At 71.8% G+C, this 16,587-nt stretch carries 15 protein-coding genes; 9 read left to right on the top strand and 6 right to left on the bottom strand.

Features of this window, described 5'->3' with window-relative positions:
* Window positions 1-28 precede the first annotated feature (28 nt).
* The 3 genes from DBP14_RS14585 to DBP14_RS14575 form a co-directional block, all read right to left on the bottom strand.
* Window positions 29-685 carry a hypothetical protein gene (locus tag DBP14_RS14585; RefSeq protein WP_206739269.1) on the bottom strand — a complete coding sequence of 219 codons (657 nt, stop codon included), beginning with the start codon at window positions 683-685 and terminating at the stop codon, window positions 29-31.
* Window positions 673-1,212 carry a SigE family RNA polymerase sigma factor gene (locus tag DBP14_RS14580; protein ID WP_030177423.1) on the bottom strand — a complete coding sequence of 180 codons (540 nt, stop codon included), beginning with the start codon at window positions 1,210-1,212 and terminating at the stop codon, window positions 673-675. Before DBP14_RS14580 ends, DBP14_RS14585 begins: the two co-directional genes overlap by 13 nt.
* Window positions 1,213-1,483: 271 nt before the next feature.
* Entirely contained in the window at window positions 1,484-2,359 is an 876-nt protein-coding gene (locus tag DBP14_RS14575; RefSeq protein ID WP_129307641.1) for an A/G-specific adenine glycosylase, read from the bottom strand.
* A gap of 203 nt (window positions 2,360-2,562) precedes the next feature.
* Between DBP14_RS14575 and DBP14_RS14570 the strand changes: the two genes are divergently transcribed.
* Window positions 2,563-3,345, top strand: coding sequence for a hypothetical protein (locus tag DBP14_RS14570; RefSeq protein WP_206739268.1), 783 nt, complete (start codon window positions 2,563-2,565; stop codon window positions 3,343-3,345).
* Window positions 3,346-3,708: 363 nt separating this feature from the next.
* On the opposite strand, the gene disA is transcribed toward DBP14_RS14570, so the two are convergent.
* Both disA and radA read right to left on the bottom strand, forming a co-directional pair.
* The gene (disA, locus tag DBP14_RS14565) at window positions 3,709-4,833 is read right to left on the bottom strand and encodes a DNA integrity scanning diadenylate cyclase DisA (RefSeq protein ID WP_129307640.1); all 1,125 of its coding nucleotides are present in this window, start codon (window positions 4,831-4,833) and stop codon (window positions 3,709-3,711) included.
* Between the two features lie 331 nt (window positions 4,834-5,164).
* Window positions 5,165-6,553: a DNA repair protein RadA gene (gene radA, locus DBP14_RS14560; protein WP_129307639.1), complete on the bottom strand. Its 1,389-nt coding sequence runs from the start codon at window positions 6,551-6,553 to the stop codon at window positions 5,165-5,167.
* Between the two features lie 196 nt (window positions 6,554-6,749).
* Here radA and DBP14_RS14555 point away from each other — a divergent pair, with 196 nt between their 5' ends.
* The 4 genes from DBP14_RS14555 to DBP14_RS14540 all read left to right on the top strand — a co-directional run bounded on the left by DBP14_RS14555 (window position 6,750) and on the right by DBP14_RS14540 (window position 10,852).
* Window positions 6,750-8,459, top strand: coding sequence for a hypothetical protein (locus tag DBP14_RS14555; RefSeq protein WP_129307638.1), 1,710 nt, complete (start codon window positions 6,750-6,752; stop codon window positions 8,457-8,459).
* Window positions 8,460-8,693: 234 nt separating this feature from the next.
* Window positions 8,694-9,944, top strand: a complete 1,251-nt coding sequence (locus DBP14_RS14550; RefSeq protein ID WP_129307637.1) for a helix-turn-helix transcriptional regulator — start codon at window positions 8,694-8,696, stop codon at window positions 9,942-9,944.
* Between the two features lie 120 nt (window positions 9,945-10,064).
* Window positions 10,065-10,262, top strand: a complete 198-nt coding sequence (locus DBP14_RS14545; protein WP_129307636.1) for a hypothetical protein — start codon at window positions 10,065-10,067, stop codon at window positions 10,260-10,262.
* Window positions 10,259-10,852 (top strand): cupin domain-containing protein, encoded by a 594-nt coding sequence (locus DBP14_RS14540; protein WP_241740912.1) that lies wholly within the window; start codon window positions 10,259-10,261, stop codon window positions 10,850-10,852. The genes DBP14_RS14545 and DBP14_RS14540 overlap by 4 nt, the downstream gene beginning before the upstream one ends.
* Window positions 10,853-10,975: 123 nt before the next feature.
* Here DBP14_RS14540 and DBP14_RS14535 read toward each other — a convergent pair whose 3' ends face one another.
* On the bottom strand, window positions 10,976-11,812 hold the full coding sequence (locus DBP14_RS14535) for a hypothetical protein (protein WP_129307635.1): 837 nt from the start codon (window positions 11,810-11,812) through the stop codon (window positions 10,976-10,978).
* 71 nt (window positions 11,813-11,883) lie between these two features.
* On the opposite strand from DBP14_RS14535, the gene DBP14_RS14530 reads away from it, so the two are divergent.
* The 4 genes from DBP14_RS14530 to ilvD all read left to right on the top strand — a co-directional run bounded on the left by DBP14_RS14530 (window position 11,884) and on the right by ilvD (window position 16,405).
* A complete protein-coding gene (locus DBP14_RS14530; RefSeq protein WP_129307634.1) occupies window positions 11,884-12,819 on the top strand; it encodes a Ppx/GppA phosphatase family protein in 936 nt (311 codons plus the stop codon).
* Between the two features lie 156 nt (window positions 12,820-12,975).
* Window positions 12,976-13,788 carry a sugar phosphate isomerase/epimerase gene (locus tag DBP14_RS14525; RefSeq protein ID WP_129307633.1) on the top strand — a complete coding sequence of 271 codons (813 nt, stop codon included), beginning with the start codon at window positions 12,976-12,978 and terminating at the stop codon, window positions 13,786-13,788.
* Window positions 13,785-14,417 (top strand): TetR family transcriptional regulator, encoded by a 633-nt coding sequence (locus DBP14_RS14520; protein WP_129307632.1) that lies wholly within the window; start codon window positions 13,785-13,787, stop codon window positions 14,415-14,417. Before DBP14_RS14525 ends, DBP14_RS14520 begins: the two co-directional genes overlap by 4 nt.
* A 134-nt stretch (window positions 14,418-14,551) precedes the next feature.
* Window positions 14,552-16,405 (top strand): dihydroxy-acid dehydratase, encoded by a 1,854-nt coding sequence (gene ilvD, locus DBP14_RS14515; protein ID WP_129307631.1) that lies wholly within the window; start codon window positions 14,552-14,554, stop codon window positions 16,403-16,405.
* The last annotated feature ends 182 nt before the right edge of the window (window positions 16,406-16,587 follow it).

Raw genomic sequence — 16,587 nt, 5'->3', positions numbered from 1 at the left:
TACGGCGTTCTTCGGCGTGCTTCTGCGTTCAGTTGTCGTCCGGTGCGGGCGTCGGCTGCCCGCCGGTGGCGTTGCCGTACTCGTTGTGGTGGAAGTGTTCCTGGACGAACCGGCCCGCGCTCCAGCTGTAGGTGATCACGTTCTCACCGGACGGGCTCGACACCGGGTCGCCCTTCTCGTACACCTGCTTCGTCACGCTCAGGTCGCCCTTGTCGATCTCGGCGTAGACCGGGGACTCCTCCGCCTTGAAGACATTCTTGTACGAGCCCCGGACGTCCCGGTACACGTACGAGCCGATGCCGACCGCGTCACCACAGGTCAGCACGTTGACGACGACATCGTCCAGGGCGCCGCCGGTCAGGTCGCCGTAGGCGACGTCGACCGGATAGTCGTCGCCGCTGCACGGCTTCAGCTCCCGTTTGACCGCCGTGGACACCTCGGGGTCCTTCTTGATCAGCGTGACCGCGTCCACACGCCGGTAGGTGTCCGAGGGGCTGGGCGACGGCGAGGCGACCGCGCCCGCCACCGCCGAGGCGTGCGCCGGGCCCTCGTCCCGGGCGCCGGTGCCGCCCGTGCCGCACGCGGCGGCGAACGGCGCGACGGCGGCGAGCACGGCCCCCACCGTGATCACCGCCTGTGAACTGCCACGGGCCCGGCCGGGCCCGGCCCCGGTCAGGCCGCGCAACGCTCCCGCTCCTCACGCTCCAGCGCGCGTGCGTCCAGATCGCGGGCCTCCAGCTCCTCACGGAGCCGGGCGAGCGCCCGGTGCAGCGTGCTCTTGACCGTACCGGCCGACATGCCGAGGGCCGCGGCCGTTTCCTCAGTGGACATCTGCTCCCAGTGTCGCAGCACCACGACACTGCGCTGCTTCGGAGCGAGCACCTTCATGATGTCCATCAGCAGGGCCCGGTCGGCGTGCTGCTCGGTGGAGTCCTCCACGGAGGCGTCCGGCAGCTGCTCGGTGGGCACTTCCTCCAGCTTGCGCGCCCGCCACCACTCGGTCCGCGTGTTGATCATGACCCGGCGCAGATAGGCGTCCGCGAGCCGCTTGTCGGCGATGCCCTCCCAGCGGCCGTACGTCCGCACGAGCGCCGTCTGCAGCAGGTCCTGGGCGTCGACGGGGTCCGGCACCAGCCGGCGCGCACTGCGCAGCAGCGCGTCCTGCCGCGTGCGGACGTACTCCTCGAACTCAAGCACCTCGCCCTGCGCCATGATCGACCGCCTCCGTTCCCCGTTTTTCCGTCTCGTGCCCGAAGCACCGTTCTCTTGCGTCCCCGTGGTCCGCGGGGCACGGAAGAGAAGTTACGGAGCGGTTGTCACGGGGCTGTGCGGAGCAGCCTGCGGCCAGCAATCGGCTGTCCGTCGGTTGTGTAACGGAAGTAGGAACGGGGTAAGGCAGCCGACGTCAATGTCTGTATTTATACGGCTTTGTCGCGTATGGGGTGTCGTAACAGGGGCTTCCGCACTGTGACTTGGCTGTGCGTCAGGTCAGCGGCAGCCGATACAGACCGCCCGGCAGCGGCTCCACCAGACCGTCCGTGACGAGCCCGTCGAGCGCCCGCGCGCGCTGCACCGGCTCGTGCCACACCCGGTCCAGCGCCGCCTGCCGCACCGGCGCGTGCGCCTCCCGCAACACCGCCAGCAGCTTGCCGCGCACCTGCCGGTCCGTACCGGCGTACGTCTGACCGCGCCGCGGCGGCCCCTCGTGCTCCGGCTTGCCCGCGAGCCGCCACGCGCACTGCGCGGCGATCGGGCAGCGCTGACAGCCCTCGTTCTTCGCCGTACACACCAGCGCGCCCAGCTCCATCGACGCGGCCGCCCAGCGCGCGGCCGTCGTCTCGTCCCGGGGCAGCAGTTCGCGCGCGAGGCGGCGCTCGGCCGCGGTCGTCGCGTTCGGCGGGTACTGCACACCCGTCACCGCCCGTGCGAACACCCGGCGCACATTGGTGTCCAGCACCGGATGCCGCTGCCCGTACGCGAACGAGGCCACCGCCGCGGCCGTGTACTCACCGATCCCGGGCAGCGCCAGCAGTTGCGCGTGATCCGTCGGTACGTCGCCGCCGTGCCGCTCCGTTATGGCGACCGCCGCCCCGTGCAGCCGCAGCGCGCGGCGCGGATAGCCGAGCCGGCCCCAGGCGCGGACGGCCTCGCCGGGCGCCTCCGCGGCGAGGTCGGCGGGGCGCGGCCAGCGGGCCAGCCACTGCTCGTACACGGGCTGCACCCGGTTGACGGGGGTCTGCTGGAGCATGAACTCGCTGACCATCACACCCCACGGCCCCGCCTCCTGGCGGCGCCAGGGGAGGTCGCGGGCGTGGGCGTCGAACCAGGCGATCACGGGAGCGTGGAGCTTCTCAGTCATGGCCCTCCCGATCCTGCCACGCCTCGGCGGCCATCGGCGGCGACGGCACCGACACGGAGCGTGTTGAGATGAGCCCGGGGCGTGAAGGGGCGTGCCCGTGCCGCGAGTTACGGCCGTACCGCCGGAATGATGATCCGGAAAAGTTGTGGTTACGGCGGCGGGTGGGGCGAGCAAGTCCGGTGATCTCTCGTACAGTTTGCGCCGTGGGATCTCTGCGCAATCCGGTCGGGCCGCTTCCCTCCTCCATCTACTGGCGACGGAGGGTCGTCATGGTGTCCGTGGTCGCCGTCCTGGCACTGCTGATCACCTGGATCGTCACGTCCGGCGGCGGGGGCGGCAAGAAGAACGCCGACGGGTCCGACGGCAAGAATCCCCCCGTGACCACCATCACCCCGGGCCCGTCCTCCTCCGGCCCGGCCATCAGCCAACACCCGGGCGGCCGCGACGAGTCGGGCAGCGGGGGGTCGGGGTCGGGCTCCGGCTCGGGTTCGGGTTCGGACGGAGGAGGCACCGGCAACGGTGGATCCACCTCTGGTGGCGGCACGGTCGGTACGGGCGACACCCTCCCGGCGTCGACGACGCTGCCGGACTGCACGGCCGCGTCCCTCACGCTGAGCGTGCGCAGCCTGCACAACTCCTTCTCCCCGGACCAGACGCCGTCCTTCCAGCTCACCGCGAAGAACAACGGGTCGGCCGACTGCAAGATCGACCTCGGGCCCAAGCATGCGGTGCTGACGATCACCCCGTCCGACGCGGACGACGCGTACTGGACCTCGTCGGACTGCCCCAAGTCCGCGGCGAACCTCGTCTTCCGTGTGCCGGCCGGCCAGAGCATCACCTACACGGTCACGTGGGACCGCCACCCGAGCGAGCCCCACTGCGCCACCCCGAAACCGGGCACCGCCCACCCGGGCACCTACCTCCTCGAAGCCCAGACCCCGGGCTACCCCAAGACACAGACTTCCTTCGTCCTGTCAGCGGACTAGAGGGAACTCTCACTCACCGGCGCTACCGGGGTGCCGCCCACTGCGGTTGCCCGGGGGCGGTTTCACTTGCCCGCGTCGGCGGGGTGCCGCTGCGCCCACCCGTGCCGCCCCGAGCGGCACGCATGCCCGCAGCTGGGTGGGTCCGGTGCCTCTGCGGCCGACGGCATCGCAACTCCCCAGGGGCGCGGGGAACTGCGCGAGCAACCACGACGGGCCCGCGGGTGAAAGCGGCGCGGACGGGGCAGCGCCCCGTGAGGGGCGCGGGGCTGTGCCGATTGTGCGGCTCCGCCGCGTGGGCGCGAGAAGCACCACCGGCCCGCACTCGAAAGCGCACCCGAGGACGACCCCGGAACCGACGCAGACTCAGACGTACCGCTCCAGAATGGAAGACTCGGCCAGCCGGGACAGCCCTTCCCGCACGCTGCGGGCCCGCGCCTCGCCCACCCCGTCCACCGTCTGCAAGTCGTCCACACTCGCCGCCAGCAACTTCTGCAAGCCACCGAAGTGCTCGACCAGCCGGTCGATGATCGCCCCCGGCAGCCGAGGAACCTTCGCCAGCAACCGGAAGCCCCGAGGCGACACCGCGGAGTCCAGCGTCTCCGGAGACCCGGTGTAGCCCAGCGCCCGCGCCACCGTACCGAGTTCGAGCAGCTCCGCATGGGTCAGCGCGTCCAGCTCCGACAACGCCTCGTCCACCGTCCGGGACCGCTTGGCCGTCGGCTCCGGAACGTAGTCCCGGACGACCAGCTCACGGTCCGGTTCGACCCCCGCGATCAACTCCTCCAGCTGGAGCGCGAGAAGACGCCCGTCCGTGCCCAGTTCGACCACGTATTCAGCGATTTCGGTGGCGATGCGCCGCACCATCTCCAGTCGCTGCGCGACCGCGGAGACGTCCCGCACCGTCACCAGGTCCTCGATCTCCAGCGCCGACAGCGTGCCCGCGACCTCGTCCAGCCGGAGCTTGTACCGCTCCAGCGTGGCCAGCGCCTGGTTCGCGCGGGAGAGGATCGCCGCCGAGTCCTCCAGCACCCGCCGCTGGCCGTCCACGTACAGGGCGATCAGGCGCATGGACTGGGAGACCGACACCACGGGGAAGCCGACCTGCTTGCTCACCCGGTCCGCCGTGCGGTGCCGGGTGCCGGTCTCCTCCGTCGGGATCGTCGGGTCCGGGACCAGCTGCACGCCGGCCCGCAGGATCTTCGACAGGTCCGAGGACAGCACGATGCCGCCGTCCAGCTTGCACAGCTCCCGCAGGCGGGTCGCGGCGAACTCGACGTCCAGGACGAACCCGCCCGTGCACATCGCCTCGACCGTCTTGTCCGAGCCGAGGACGATCAGCCCGCCGGTGTTGCCGCGCAGCACCCGCTCCAAGCCGTCACGCAGCGCCGTACCCGGAGCCACGGCGCTCAGCGAGGCGCGCATCAGGCCATCGGAGCCGGCGCTCCCGCCGGACTTTCCGGGAGCCGCTGCCCGGTCGTTGGCTGCCACTGCACTCCTCCGGTCGCAGGTTCTCGGGGCGCCGCCGACCCGCACTCGGTTCGTACGGACGGGCGAGACCTGGGCAAAGTCTACCGGCGCTCCTCCCGCTCCTGGGGGGCCTCCAGGACCTGTCTGACAATTCGCGTCTGCCGCGCGACGCCATGCACGCTCCCCCAGCCTCCGGCCGGGAGGTGCCCCCACTCGCCGCACCGGCCCCAGACCCGAGTACGTCCAGTACGAGGGTCTGGGGCCGGCACTCCCCCAGCCTCCGGCCGGGGGGACCCCCAGAGCACGCACCTGACGCCGCGCGGCCCGCCCTCCGGGCGAACGACGCGAATTGTCAGACAGGCCCTGGGCGACGGGACCGCGGCAGCACCCGCAGCGCGTCCCCCATGTCGGCCACTTCCAGCACCTTCATCCCGGGCGGCACCTTGCCCGGATCACCCGGTACGAGCGCGTGCGTGAAGCCCAGCCGGTGCGCCTCGGCGAGCCTGCGCTGGACGCCCGTGACCCGTCTGACCTCGCCCGCGAGGCCCACCTCGCCGATCGCGACGAGATTCTTCGGCAGCGGGGTGTCGCTCGCGGCGGAGGCCAGGGCGAGCGCGATCGCCAGGTCGGCGGCCGGCTCCGACAGCTTCACCCCGCCGACCGTCGCGGAGTAGATGTCCCGCTTGCCGAGCGCGCTGATCCGGCCGCGCTGCTCCAGCACGGCCAGCATCATCGACACCCGGGACGTCTCCAGCCCGGACGTGGTCCGCCGGGGGGAGGGGATCTGGGAGTCCACGGTCAGCGCCTGCACCTCGGCGACCAGCGGACGGCGGCCCTCCAGGGTGACCGTCAGGCAGGTCCCCGGCACCGGCTCGTCACGCCGGGTCAGGAACAGCCCGCTCGGGTCGGCCAGCCCCGTGATGCCCTCGTCGTGCAGCTCGAAGCAGCCCACCTCGTCCGTTGCCCCGTACCGGTTCTTCACGCCCCGCACCAGGCGCAGCCGCGCGTGCCGGTCGCCCTCGAAGTGCAGGACGACGTCGACCAGGTGCTCCAGCAGGCGGGGGCCGGCGATCGCCCCGTCCTTCGTGACGTGCCCCACCAGCAGCGTGGACATGCCGCGCTCCTTGGACGCCCGGATCAGCGCCCCCGCGACCTCCCGGACCTGGGCCATGCCGCCGGGCGCGCCGTCGATCTCCGGGGAGGCGACCGTCTGCACCGAGTCCATGATCAGCAGGGACGGCTTGACCGCGTCCAAGTGGCCGAGGACGGCCGCCAGATCGGTCTCGGCGGCCAGATACAGGTCGTCGTGCAGGGCGCCGATGCGGTCGGCGCGCAGCCGCACCTGGCTCGCCGACTCCTCACCGGTGACATAGAGGGTGCGGTGCTCGGAGCTCGCCGCCTTGGCCGCCACGTCCAGCAGCAGCGTGGACTTGCCGACGCCCGGCTCGCCGGCGAGCAGTACGACCGCGCCCGGCACCAGCCCGCCGCCGAGCACCCGGTCCAGCTCGGCCACGCCGGTGGAGCGGGCGGTGGCCTGACGGCCGTCGACCTGGCCGATGGGCACCGCGGACGTCGTCACGCGGCCCGGTGCCGTCGTACGGACCGCGGGCGCGCCGTACTCCTCGACCGTGCCCCAGGCCTGGCACTCGGGGCAGCGGCCGAGCCACTTGGCCGTCTGCCAGCCGCACTCCGTGCAGCGGTAGGACGGCCGGTCCTTGGTGGTCTTCGTACGGGCAGCCATGCGCAAACCGTAGCCCGCGGCACTGACAACGCCCCGGGGGCCACCTGTGGGTGGTCGGGTCCCGGCCACGGCGGGTCGGGTTCGAGCCACGGAATCCGAGGTTCCTGTCCCCTATTGAGGGATCGTTTCACCCGTACGAATTAAAAGTGCTCAAGCCGCAGGAAGGGGCACACTCCCGCCGCCTACGGTCGCACGGGTGATGAGCAGCAGTCCGGAGACCACGACCCGCACCACCGGCGCGCACCGGGCGCACCGGGAGGCGCGTGACCGAGCCGCCGCGCGCACCCTCGCGCAGCGGCCGCCGGAGCGCTACGAACCGTACCTGGACGGCCTGTTCACCTACTGCCTGTCGGTCCTGTGCGACCACGACGCGGCCACCACCGCCCTCGGGGACGTCCTCGCCCTCGCCGAGCGGCGCGGACAGCGCGTCCCGCAGACCGCCGCCGACCGCAGGGCCTGGCTGTACGCGCTGGCCCGCTGGGCGTGCCTGCGCGGGCTGGCCGAGGCCAAGCAGAAACGTCAGTCCACGCACGCGGCGGGCCGCCCCCGGGCCGGCGGGCCCGCCCCCGAGCCGGCCGTCGAGCCCGAGGTCGAGGAGCAGCGGCGCCGCGAACTCGCCCTGCTGGCCTGGCCCGAGGCGGCCGGCACCAGCCCCGAGCAGCGCGAGGCGCTGGAGCTCGCCGTCCGCCACCACCTCGCCCACCACGAGGTCGCCGCCGTCCTCGGCATGGAGCCCGCCACCGCACGCGAACTGCTCGCCTCCGCCGCCTGCGAGGTCGAGCGGACCCGCGCGGCCCTCGCTGTCGTCCGCGCCGGCGGCTGCCCGAGCGTCGCCCACCTCACCGGCGACAGCCGGCTGGTCCTCAGCACCGCCCTGCGCCGCGAACTGGTCCGGCACGTCGACGACTGCCCGCGCTGCCGTCGTACCGCCGAGCGCGCCGCGCCCGGCCACTGGCCCGGCGCCACGGTCACCCCCGCCGAGCTGCCCGTGCTCCCGGCCCCGCGCGCGGCCCTGCACACCGCCCTCGCGCACCCCACGCGCGCGCGGGGAGCGGCCGTCCCGCGCTTCGACCGGCGCGGCTTCCCGATGGACCCCAAGGACCGCGCGGCCCGCCGCGACCGCATCCGCGCGCGGGCCGTCACCACGACCGTCGTCGCCACCGTCGTCGCCGCGCCCGTGCTCGCCCTGTGGGCCGCCTACCGGGGCACCCCGACCGCCGAGGCGGAGGCCCGCTCCGCCACCGCGCGCGAGGCGCAGGGCCCCGACGCCCTCGGCAGCGACACCGCCGGCGGCTACGAGAACGCCGGCAACGCGCGCGTGAAGCCCAGCGCCCACCCCTCCGCCAAGGACGGCGAGGCGGACGTCTCCGTGGAGGTCGTCAGCGTCGCCGGAGCCGACAAGACGGGCTCCGGACACCTCGCGGTCAGCGCCGGCACCGACGGCGACACCACCCTCATCACCCTCACCGCCACCGGCTCCGGCCCCGTCCACTGGTCCGCGTCCACCACGGCGCCCTGGCTCTACCTCAGCCAGTCCTCGGGAATCCTGGACCCCGGCGAGACGTTGACGATCAAGGTGAACGTCGACCAGCTGACCGAACCCCACGGCCACTGGCAGGCCCAGCTGGCGATCGCCCCCGCCGGCTCGGTCGTCACCATCGACGGCTACGGCCCCGCCCCCCGCACCGGCCCCACCCCACCCGACACGACCAGCCCTGACCCGACGCCGACCAGTTCCGCGCCGACGACCCCGCCCCCCTCCAGCGAGCCCCCGACCCCGACCGACCCGCCGTCCACACCACCCAGCGACCCGCCGACCGATCCGGGGAGCCCGACGCCGTCCCCGTCCGACTCCGCCTCAGGACGGGCCGACGGCACCCCCAGCCCCTCGGGCCAAACCCCCTAGGCTTCCCGGTGTGCTGGAGACCATCGTGTTCGACGTCGGCGAGACGATCACACGAGACGACCGCTACTGGGCTCGCTGGGCCGACTGCATGCGACCCATGCCCCGGGCCGAAGTGGCGGCCCGGCTGAGACGCCATGCGCAAACTACGCCTCGCGGCGCCCCGGAAGGCTCACACGGGCCCGGCCTTACCCCTACCCTGACAGTGACGAAGCTGCTGGGAGGGGCAAGGCCGTGATGTCCGCAGATGCTACGCCGGACCCGTACGCCGACCCGTTGAAGTTCGGCCAGAGAGTTCAGATCATCCGCGAGCGTCGCGGTATGACGCAGACACAGCTCGCCGGTCTCATCGGCATTTCACCGCACACCCTTCGGAAGATCGAGAACGGGCAGCAGAAGGCTCCCGGCCTGGAGATGGTCCTGAGGATCGCGGAGGCTCTGAGGGTCCGGGACCTGGCCGACCTCACCGGTCGCCCTGAGGCTCATGTCGACCTGTTCGCCGGACCAGGGCATCCCCGCTTGGCGGCTGTGCGGGCGGCCATCGACAGCTTCCCCCTCATGGCCGACGTCGAGCCTCCGTCCGTGAGACATCTGGAAGCGCGGTTGCATGCGGCCTGGAAGGCGCGGCACGCAGCGGAGAACCACCGGGAGGCAATCGGGAAGCTCCTGCCGGACTTGATCAGGGACGCCCAGGTGCTCGTTCGCCATGCCGACAGTTCTGCCGACCGCCGCAGCGCACAGGCCCTGCTCTCGCAGACCTACAGCCTGAGCCAGTTCTTCGTCGCCTATCAGCCCGACGCTTCCCTGCTCTGGCGGGTCGCCGAGCGAGGGATGGTCGCCGCCCAGGAAAGCGAGGACCCCCACACGATCGGCGTGGCCGCGTGGCTGTTGGCCCAGGCACACCGGGACAGCGGCGCACGCCACTTCGACGCTGCCGACGCCGTCAACGCGGAGGCCGTCCGCTTCCTCGAACCCCTGCTGCCCGACGCCACCGAAGACGTCCTCGCCATCGCCGGGGCCCTGCAATTCGAGCTGGGTTACACCGCCGCCCGCCGCCGGGAAACCGGTGCCGCATGGCGGCACTGGGACAAAGCGAACACCATGGCGTCTCGGCTGCCCAGCGGCTACTACCACGCCGTCACCTCGTTCTCGCAGGCCATCATGGGCGCGCACGCCGTCACCGTGGCGGTCGAGCTGCATCAGGGTGGCGAGTCGGTACGGCAGGCGGCGATGGCGGATCAGAGCGTCATCAAGTCCCGCCCGCGACGGGCGCGGCACCGGATCGAAGAGGCCCGCGGTTACCAGTTGGACAACCAGCGCGACACCGCTGTCGCCTCTCTTGAGAAAGCGTTCGAGGCGGCACCAGAGACGATCCGCTACAACGGCTACGCCAAGACGATCCTGCTTGAGGAGATCGAGTCGACCCAGGCGGCCCGTCGCCGCCGGGCCGCTGACCTGGCAGCGAAGATCGGGCTGCTCGCTGCCTGAGCGTAGCGACCGGATTACGGTCGGCGATCCCTCGCAGGCGCTTCTACGGTCATAGCCAAGGACCCCCGCGACCGCGCTAACGGTCCGGGGGCATGGCCAACGCTGTCTAGGAGCGCCAACATGCCGAACGGTACAACCCCGTTCATGCCCGCGGCCACGATGACCATTCGGGTCTACACGGTGAACCGCGCCGGAGTCGTCACCCAGAACCGCGGCCCGGTCGGTGTCCTGCCCCACGACCGGCCGCTGCCGCTGTCGACGGCGTTCCCGCCGTGCCGGTGCCCGCGCTGCCGTGCCGGGAAGACGGTGAGCCGGTGAGCGCTGTCACGGACTGCACCGGCGGCGCTGAGCTGACGGACATCGCGACGATGCGGGAGACCGCGGACCCCGGCAGTCAGGGCCTGCGTCACCACTGGGACCAGCAGATGGCCATCATCGTGCAGACGGCCGGCGTCAAACGCTGGCAGCTGTGGGCCCCGCCCGTCGAGGCGCCCATGCGCGAGTACAACGAGTCCTGGCGTGTCTGGCAAGACAGCTACATCCCCGACTGGGAAGCAGCCGGCCCCGACCTGGAGATCGACCTTCACACCGGCCAGTCACTGCTTCTTCCGCGCGGCTGGGTCCACAACCCGCATGTCACCGACACCACCGAACACAGCGTGCACCTGACGTTCGCGATCCGCGAGCGAACGCCGATCTGGCTCGCGGAGAAGCTCATCGAAGGAGCCATCACCGATCCCTCGTTCCGCCGCGTCATCCTGCCCGGCGACATCCACGGCACTGCCCTGACCGACCACCTACGGGAAACCCGCCAGACTCTCGTGTCCTACCTCGACGAGATCGATCTCGACAGCCTCACCCCGGCGCTGCGCAGGGCCGCCGTCACAGAGTTGGAGTACACGACCTGATCCCTTCCGAACTGCCCCGCTCCCCTGTTCCCCTGTGGCGGACGGGCGGGGCCAGCACCTCTCACCGCGATGCACGGCACCAGATCCCGCCCCCTGATCCGGGCCGATCCAAACGAAAGTCCCTCAGGCGTCCTGGGAAGCCGGTCCTGGGTCCGCCGGATGCGGGGCCACCAAGGGCAGCTGGGACGCCAGTCGCTGTTCGCACAGTTCGACCAGGCGGTCGTAGCCGGCCTTGCCCATCAGCTCGGTCAGTTCGGCGCGGTAGGAGACGTAGACCGGCTCGCCCGCGCCGTGCGCCGAGGTCGCCGACGTGCACCACCAGTGCAGGTCGTGGCCGCCCGGGCCCCAGCCCCGCCGGTCGTACTCGCCGATGGACACCTGGAGCACGCGCGTGTCGTCGGGACGGTCGATCCAGTCGTACGTCCGCCGGACCGGCAGCTGCCAGCACACGTCCGGCTTGGTCTCCAGCGGCTCCCGGCCCTCCTTCAGGGCCAGGATGTGCAGCGAGCAGCCGGCGCCGCCCGCGAACCCGGGCCGGTTCTGGAAGATGCACGAGCCCTGGAAGGGGCGCGTCTGCCGGGAGCCCTCGTCGTCCTCCGAGACCCAGCCGTGCCGCGTGCCCTCGTCGTGGTGCTGCCAGATCTCCGGCGTGAGCCTCGCCACGAACCCGGCGACCCGCTTCTCGTCGTCCTCGTCGGAGAAGTGCGCTCCCAGCGTGCAGCACCCGTCGTCCGCGCGGCCCGCCTCGATGCCCTGGCAGCCGCTCCCGAAGATGCAGTTCCAGCGAGAGGTCAGCCATGTCAGATCGCAGCGGAAGACCTGCTCGTCGTCCGCCGGATCAGGAAACTCCACCCACGCGCGCGGGAAGTCCAGCCCCTGCTCGTCACTCACCGGGGAGGACGCGGCGGCCCTGCCGGTCTTGTCGCTCTTGCCGGACTTCGCCTTCTTCGTCTTTGGCACGCGTCCAGGGTAAGTCGCCCGCGACCACTCGGAGGACCGTGGAGGAGCGATGTGGCAGTAGCGTGCCGTACATGAGACTCGGTGTCCTCGACGTGGGTTCGAACACGGTGCATCTGCTGGTGGTGGACGCCCACCCCGGCGCCCGCCCCCTGCCCGCGCACTCGCATAAGGCCGACCTGCGGCTCGCCCAGCTCCTCGACGACGACGGCGCCATCGGCGACCACGGCGTCGACCAGCTGATCGCCGTCGTCAAGGACGCCCTCCAGGCGGCCGAGGACAAGGGCGTCGAGGACCTGCTCCCCTTCGCGACCTCCGCCGTCCGCGAGGCCACCAACGCCGACGACGTCCTCACGCGCGTGGAGAACGAGACCGGCGTACGACTCCAGGTCCTCAGCGGCGCCGAGGAGGCCCGGCTCACCTTCCTCGCCGTACGCCGCTGGTTCGGCTGGTCCGCCGGAAAACTCCTGGTCCTGGACATCGGCGGCGGCTCCCTGGAGATCGCCTTCGGCCTGGACGAGGAACCCGACGCCGCCGTCTCCCTCCCCCTCGGCGCCGGGCGCCTCACCGCCGCCCGCCTCCCCGACGACCCCCCGCACCCCGACGACGTCCGCGCCCTGCGCCGCGACGTCCGCGCCGAGATCGCCCGCAACGTCGGCGAATTCAGCCGCTTCGGCGCCCCCGACCACGTCGTCGCCACCTCCAAGACCTTCAAGCAGCTGGCCCGCATAGCCGGCGCCGCCCGCAGCGCCGACGGCCTCTACGTCCAGCGCGAACTCAAACGCGAATCCCTGGAAGCCTGGGTCCCCCGCCTCGCCGGCATGACCACCGACCAGCGCGCCGAACTCCCCGGCGTCTCAGAAGGCCGAGCCGGCCAGCTCCTCGCCGGCGCCCTGGTCGCCGAGGGCGCGATGGACTTGTTCGGCGTGGAGAGCCTGGAAATCTGCCCGTGGGCCCTGAGAGAGGGCGTGATCCTCCGCCGCCTCGACCACATGGACTCCGACAAGTAGGGGGCGCCCCGTAAGGGGCGCGGGGAACTGAGCGACAAGCCACAACGCACCCGCACCCGCGCAAATGGCATTGCTCACAACGGCGAAGAGGCACCCGACACCCGAGCCACCCAACCTCGTAAGGTGACGGACGTGGCTGAACCAAGGGACGTCCCCGTGGCTGACCCAACGGACGTGAACATCGCACTGTCGACAGCCTCCGTGTACCCGGAGTCCACCGCGACCGCCTTCGAGATCGCGGCCCGACTCGGCTACGACGGCGTCGAGGTCATGGTGTGGACCGACCCGGTCAGCCAGGACATCGAGGCCCTGCGCCGCCTCTCCGACCACCACGGCATCCCCATCCTCGCCGTCCACGCCCCCTGCCTGCTCATCACCCAGCGGGTCTGGTCCACCGACCCCTGGACCAAACTTCAGCGGGCCCGGACGGCAGCCGAGAAGCTCGGCGCGTCCACCGTCGTCGTACACCCCCCGTTCCGCTGGCAGCGGCAGTACGCCCGGGACTTCGTGAACGGGATCTGGCGGATGGCGAACGAGACGGACGTGCGGTTCGCCGTCGAGAACATGTACCCCTGGCGCTACCGCGACCGCGAGATGCTGGCCTACGCCCCCGACTGGGACGTCACCAAGGACGACTACCGGCACTTCACGATCGACCTCAGCCACGCCGCCACCGCCCGCACCGACGCGCTGGGCATGGCCGCCCGCATGGGCGACCGCCTCGGCCACGTCCACCTCGCCGACGGCCGCGGCTCCGCCAAGGACGAGCACCTCGTCCCCGGACGCGGCACCCAGCCCTGCGCCGAACTGCTGCACGGCCTCGCCACGAGCGGCTTCGACGGCCACGTCGTCATCGAGGTCAACACGCGGCGCGCGATGTCCGGCGCCGAACGCGAGGCCGACCTCGCCGAGGCCCTGGCCTTCACCCGCGCCCACCTGGCCGCCGGCGCGAAGGTACCCCGACGATGAGCGAGACGTCCGCGCGCGGCAGGGACGGCGGGGCCTCCGGGCGCCGCCGGGGCCGGCCGCCGCGCACCGAGTCCGCCGGCACCCGCGACCGCATCCTCGGCGCCGCCCGCGAGGAGTTCTCCGAACGCGGCTACGAGAAGACGTCCGTACGCGGCATCGCCAAGGCCGCCGGCGTCGACTCCGCGCTCGTCCACCACTACTTCGGCACCAAGGAGCAGGTCTTCGAGGCGGCCATCGCCGTCGCCTTCGCCCCCGCCCTGGCCGAGCCGAACGCGCTGACCGAAGGACCCCTGGACGGCGTGGGGGAGCGGATGACCCGCTTCATCTTCGGCATCTGGGAGAACCCCACGACCCGCACCCCGCTCCTCGCGATCGTGCGCTCGGCCGTCAACAACGACACCGCCGCCGCCGTCTTCCGCCGCCTGATCGCCGGCCAGGTGCTGCGCCGCGTCGCCGCCCAGGTGAACCTGCCCGACCCGGAGCTGCGCGCCGAGCTGGCGGCGGCGCAGCTGGTGGGCGTGGCGATGATGCGGTACGTGATCAAGCTGGAGCCGCTGGCCTCGGCCGACCCGGAGCAGATCATCGCCAGGGTGGCACCCGTCGTACAGCACCACCTGACGGCCACCTGAGCCGGAGGGGTCCCGGGGCCGGGCCGTGGAACACGCGTCCCGCATTCCGGACAAGCGTGTCCAGCAGTTGGAGCGGCGGCGTAGTCTCGTAGGGAGTCAGAACTCCCAGAAGGACAGTGAAGGAGCGAGCGACGATGCCCGAGCTGAGGTCCCGCACAGTCACCCACGGCCGCAACATGGCGGGCGCCCGCGCCCTTATGCGCGCCTCCGGTGTACCCGGTGCGGACATCGGCCGGAAGCCGATCATCGCGGTCGCCAACTCCTTCACCGAGTTCGTGCCGGGCCACACCCACCTGCAGCCCGTCGGCCGGATCGTCAGCGAGGCGATCACCGAGGCCGGCGGCATCCCGCGCGAGTTCAACACGATCGCCGTGGACGACGGCATCGCGATGGGCCACGGCGGCATGCTGTACAGCCTGCCCTCCCGCGACCTGATCGCGGACTCGGTTGAGTACATGGTGGAGGCCCACTGCGCAGACGCCCTGGTCTGCATCTCCAACTGCGACAAGATCACCCCGGGCATGCTGCTGGCGGCGCTCCGCCTCAACATCCCCACGGTGTTCGTCTCCGGCGGCCCGATGGAGTCCGGCCGCGCCACCCTCGTCGACGGCACGGTCCGCACGCTCGACCTGGTCGACGCGATCTCCGACGCCGTCAACGACAAGATCTCCGACGAGGACATCCTCCGTATCGAGGAGAACGCCTGCCCGACCTGCGGCAGCTGTTCCGGCATGTTCACCGCCAACTCGATGAACTGCCTCACCGAGGCCATCGGCCTCTCCCTGCCCGGCAACGGCTCGGTCCTCGCCACCCACACCGCGCGCAAGCAGCTCTACGTCGACGCCGCCCGCACGGTCATGGACATCACCCGCCGCTACTACGAGCAGGACGACGAGTCCGTCCTCCCCCTGAACGTCGCCACCTTCCAGGCCTTCGAGAACGCCATGGCCCTGGACATCGCGATGGGCGGCTCCACCAACACGATCCTGCACCTGCTGGCCGCCGCGCAGGAGGGGGGCGTCCCCTTCGGCCTGGAGCAGATCGACGCGGTCTCCCGCCGCGTCCCCTGCCTGGCGAAGGTCGCGCCCAACGTCGCGAAGAACCGCACGTACTACATGGAGGACGTGCACCGCGCCGGCGGCATCCCCGCCCTCCTCGGCGAACTGCACCGTGCGGGCCTGCTCAACGAGGACGTGCACGCCGTGCACAGCCCGTCCCTCGCCGACTGGCTGAAGACCTGGGACGTCCGCGGCGGCTCCCCGTCCCCCGAGGCGGTCGAACTCTGGCACGCGGCCCCCGGCTGCGTCCGCTCCGCCGAGGCGTTCTCCCAGTCCGAGCGCTGGGAGGCCCTGGACGACGACGCCGAGGGCGGCTGCATCCGCTCCGCCGAGCACGCCTACTCCAAGGACGGCGGCCTGGCCGTCCTCAAGGGCAACCTCGCCGTCGACGGCTGCGTGGTGAAGACCGCCGGTGTCGACGAGTCCATCTGGACCTTCGAGGGCCCGGCCGTGGTCTGCGAGTCGCAGGAGGAGGCCGTCCAGCGGATCCTCACTCAGGAGGTCACGGACGGCGACGTCGTCGTCATCCGCTACGAGGGCCCCAAGGGCGGCCCCGGCATGCAGGAGATGCTCTACCCGACCTCGTACCTGAAGGGCCGCGGCCTGGGCAAGACCTGCGCCCTGATCACCGACGGCCGCTTCTCCGGCGGCACCTCCGGCCTCTCCATCGGCCACGCCTCCCCCGAGGCGGCCTCCGGCGGCACGATCGCCCTCGTCCAGGACGGCGACCGCATCCGCATCGACATCCCCAACCGCACCATCGAACTCCTCGTCGACGACGCCGAACTGGCCCGTCGCGAACAGTCCCTCAACGGCACCTACGCCCCCAAGAACCGCACCCGCAAGGTCTCCGCGGCCCTCCGCGCCTACGCCGCCATGGCAACCAGCGCCGACAAGGGCGCAGTCCGAGACGTCACCAGGCTGGGCTGACCACCCCCGCTTCCAGGGCCGCCCCGACACCGGGGCGGCCCTTTGACCTAGGCCCAGACACACGCGCCCCAAAGGCCGACGCGGCTGTACGGCTCCGCCACGTGGGCGCGACCAGCTACCGCACGGGCGCCTCGACGCCGACAGTGCGGCAACGCGCCCCAAAGGGGCGCGGGACACTGTTC

It is taken from the genome of Streptomyces sp. L2 (genome assembly GCF_004124325.1).
Lineage (GTDB): Bacteria > Actinomycetota > Actinomycetes > Streptomycetales > Streptomycetaceae > Streptomyces.
This window is presented reverse-complemented; position numbering and strand designations above follow the sequence as displayed.